Origin of the sequence: Streptomyces sp. NPDC006655, from assembly GCF_040703965.1 — a bacterium.
In the GTDB taxonomy this organism is placed as follows: domain Bacteria; phylum Actinomycetota; class Actinomycetes; order Streptomycetales; family Streptomycetaceae; genus Streptomyces.
In genome coordinates, this window is sequence record NZ_JBEYJU010000229.1 from 1 (window position 1) to 2,853 (window position 2,853).

The window sequence follows — 2,853 nt, forward strand, 5'->3', positions numbered from 1 at the left end:
TCGCCGGTTGCGGTGGGGGAAGCGGAGACAAGTCCGACTCGAACAGCAAGATCGCGGGCGCGGACACGGGGGCGGCGGCTTCGGCTTCGCCGAGCGCGTCGACCTCGACTGCATCCGACGGCAGGCCCAAGATCACGTTGCCCTCGGATGTGACGTTGACCTTCGAGGGCGCCAAGACCGGGGATGCGGTCAAGGACGCGGTGCTCGCCGACAATGCGGAGATGATGCGAGCAGTCGACGCCGCCATCGCCGGGACGGATCCCAAGGGTGAAGGAGTCGGCTACTACACCACCGGTAAAGCGCTGGGGGCGTCGCTGTCCTGGGTCGCTCAGTGGAAGAAGGCCAACGTCACGATCACGGGCGAAATCCGTTACTACGACCGTAACGTGACGCTCAAGGGCAAGACGGCGGCGATCCTCACTTTCTGTGGTGACGAGAGCAAGGGCTTCAGTAAGAACAAGAAGACCAACAAGATCAACAAGACGCCGGTCACGAAGAACAGCTACGTCACGTACAACACCAGGCTGGACAAGAACTCCGACGGCGTCTGGCAGACTTCGCAGATCATTTCCACCAGGGGGGCAGCTCGGTGCCAGCCGTAGTCCGGGGAACGGCGTGTGCTTTCGTCGCAGGTATCGTGTTGTGGTCCTCGGGACCAGCGGCGTGGGCTGATGCCACGCCTGGCGGGGGTTCCGGCACTCTGACACAGGTGAATGGTGATCAGCAGGACGGCAAGGTTTCCGCGACCGCCGGTGCCGTCGTCTACGACCTCTCCAAGAACGGGTCGGGGGCGTCGACCGGTGCGGTGACGCCGACCACGACCTGGACGCCGCCCGCTTGCTATTACGCGCCCAAGTACTCACCCGATGCGCTCAAGGCCTACCTGACGCCGATCTGGGAGGCCGACTCGACGGGCTACGAGTGGGATGCCACGCAGCGCGACCGCTACGTCAACGGGAAGCCGTACAAGGACTTCAACAAGGACAAGGCGGGCAAGGGCTACTGGTGGGACTCGTACGTCACGAAGGGCCGTGAGGGGGACCCCGGCGCGCTCGACTGCACGAAGCCCATCTTCTGGGTGGACACAGGCGACAAGCCGCCGGCCGACATACCCCAGGCGATCACCCCGGAGATCCTTTCCCAACTCGCATACAACGAGATCCGCGTCCCCAGTACGAAGGTGACCCTGGCCCCGGCGGACAAGACCAAGGTCAACCTTCCCACCTGGGCCTGGCTCGACGGTGCCCAGTTCAAGCCGGTCTCCGTCACCGCGTCCGTTCCCGTGCTCGGCATCAGCGCGACCACCACCGCCACGCCGTACTCACTCAAGATCGAGCCCGGTACCTCGGATGCGGTGACGTATCCGGCTTCGGGTGTCTGCGAATTCCGAAACGGCAGCATCGGTGAGGCCTACGCCAAGGGGAAGGCCGGTGAGACGCCACCCTGTGGGGTGAAGTACCTGCGGTCCTCGGGCACGGGCTCGTACCCGCTCAGGGCCACGATCACCTGGAAGATCAGCTGGACGGGCACAGGAGGGACGGGCGGCCCCCTGGACGACGGGGCCTTCGGGGCCACTCAGGATGTCATCGTGCAGGAAATCCAGTCCGTCAACAGGTGAACGATGGGCCGGCCGGGACTTCCGGCCGAAGGAGGCGCTGTGCGTGACCGGACCCGGATCGATGATCGCGACGTCCTCAAGAGCGTTTTCGTCGGCATTGAAAAGACCGTCTGAGAGTTGCAAGGGTGCCGTCTGCGGTCAGCGGGTCCGCGAAGCTCAGCCGCCGCTCGATCAGCTACCTCCCGTGTGCGTGTCGAGGGCAATCGGTCAGGCCTCGAGTGTCCAGTAGGGCGAGTCGGCCGGAGGTGCGGGGCGGACGCGCAGGGCGGACACGTCGCAGCCCTCGTCGTCGTCCTCATCACCGGTCGGTAGGCGTCCGGACTTGTTCGGGTAGTAGTACAGGCCGTACGACCAATACGCCGGGAACTCGTGGCACATGAGATCGGGGTACGCAGAGATCTCCGCGTCGTGATACCGCTCGTTGATCCTGGCCACCGCTTCAGCTCGAGAAATGCCGAACCGCGAGATCATCTCGTTCGCGATGTCGCGAAAGTACTCGACCATTCCCTCGTCGAGGCCCATCAAGAATTCTGTTGTCATGGTGTCGGAGGTCCTACTCGTCGGAATATGGAGCCGGTGAAGAGCTCGGCGGCCCTGTCATCGAAGATCGCGACCTGGTGCCCGTCTCCTCCCTGCCGACGCCGGCGTGCACCGCTGTCACCATTCCGAAGCGGTCGAAGTTGAAGGTCCGCTGGCCGTGGAGGGAGTCTTGGATCTCGGTGAGCGCACCGTCAGCACGGTGCTGGAAGATGCGCTGCCGGGGTCAAGCGGGCGGCCTCCCCCACCACCCGCTCGTTCTCACGCCCCGCGACGTCGTACCGGAAGGTGGGGTCGTGTTCCCCGATCCGCTGGACGACCTCTAGCCTCCCGAACTGGAGCGGAACTCCCGGCCGTTCCACGATTCGGCGATCAGCCGGCCGACCCCGCCGTACTCGTAACTCCAGGTCTTCCTTCAGGTTCTTCGGGACGTCCTTGAACTGCTCCCTGAAGACGTCCGCCGGCTTCCGGCCCACTGGAGGAGGGTGTCCTCACCGGCCATGCCCTTGACCAGGCGCAGCGCGTCGGAGACGTCGTCCGCGAAGGTGTGGAGCTGTGCGGCGAGGGTGCGGACGCGCTGTGGGTCGCCGGGGGTGGGGTCCTTGTCGAGGTCGAGTGGATGCCAGTCCGCCGGTCGGTACCCCGCCATGTCCCCGCAACCCCCGTCGCGTACGCCTCTTGAGCAGTTCTGCGCGCTT

At 65.1% G+C, this 2,853-nt stretch carries 3 protein-coding genes and 1 pseudogene; 2 read left to right on the forward strand and 2 right to left on the reverse strand.

From position 1 onward, the window contains the following. Together AB0958_RS44880 and AB0958_RS44885 are read left to right on the forward strand one after the other, a co-directional pair. Positions 1–602, forward strand: a 602-nt coding sequence (locus tag AB0958_RS44880; protein WP_366896253.1) for a hypothetical protein, incomplete at its 5' end; no start/stop codon positions are given. A 32-nt stretch (positions 603–634) separates the two neighbouring features. Beyond that, a complete protein-coding gene (locus tag AB0958_RS44885) occupies positions 635–1,618 on the forward strand; it encodes a hypothetical protein (RefSeq protein ID WP_366896255.1) in 984 nt (327 codons plus the stop codon). A 207-nt stretch (positions 1,619–1,825) separates the two neighbouring features. On the opposite strand, the gene AB0958_RS44890 is transcribed toward AB0958_RS44885, so the two are convergent. Together AB0958_RS44890 and AB0958_RS44895 are read right to left on the reverse strand one after the other, a co-directional pair. After that, entirely contained in the window at positions 1,826–2,158 is a 333-nt protein-coding gene (locus tag AB0958_RS44890; protein ID WP_366896254.1) for a hypothetical protein, read from the reverse strand. Positions 2,159–2,568: 410 nt separating this feature from the next. Next, positions 2,569–2,804, reverse strand: a pseudogene (locus AB0958_RS44895) (hypothetical protein); the annotation flags it as partial. Positions 2,805–2,853 lie beyond the last annotated feature (49 nt).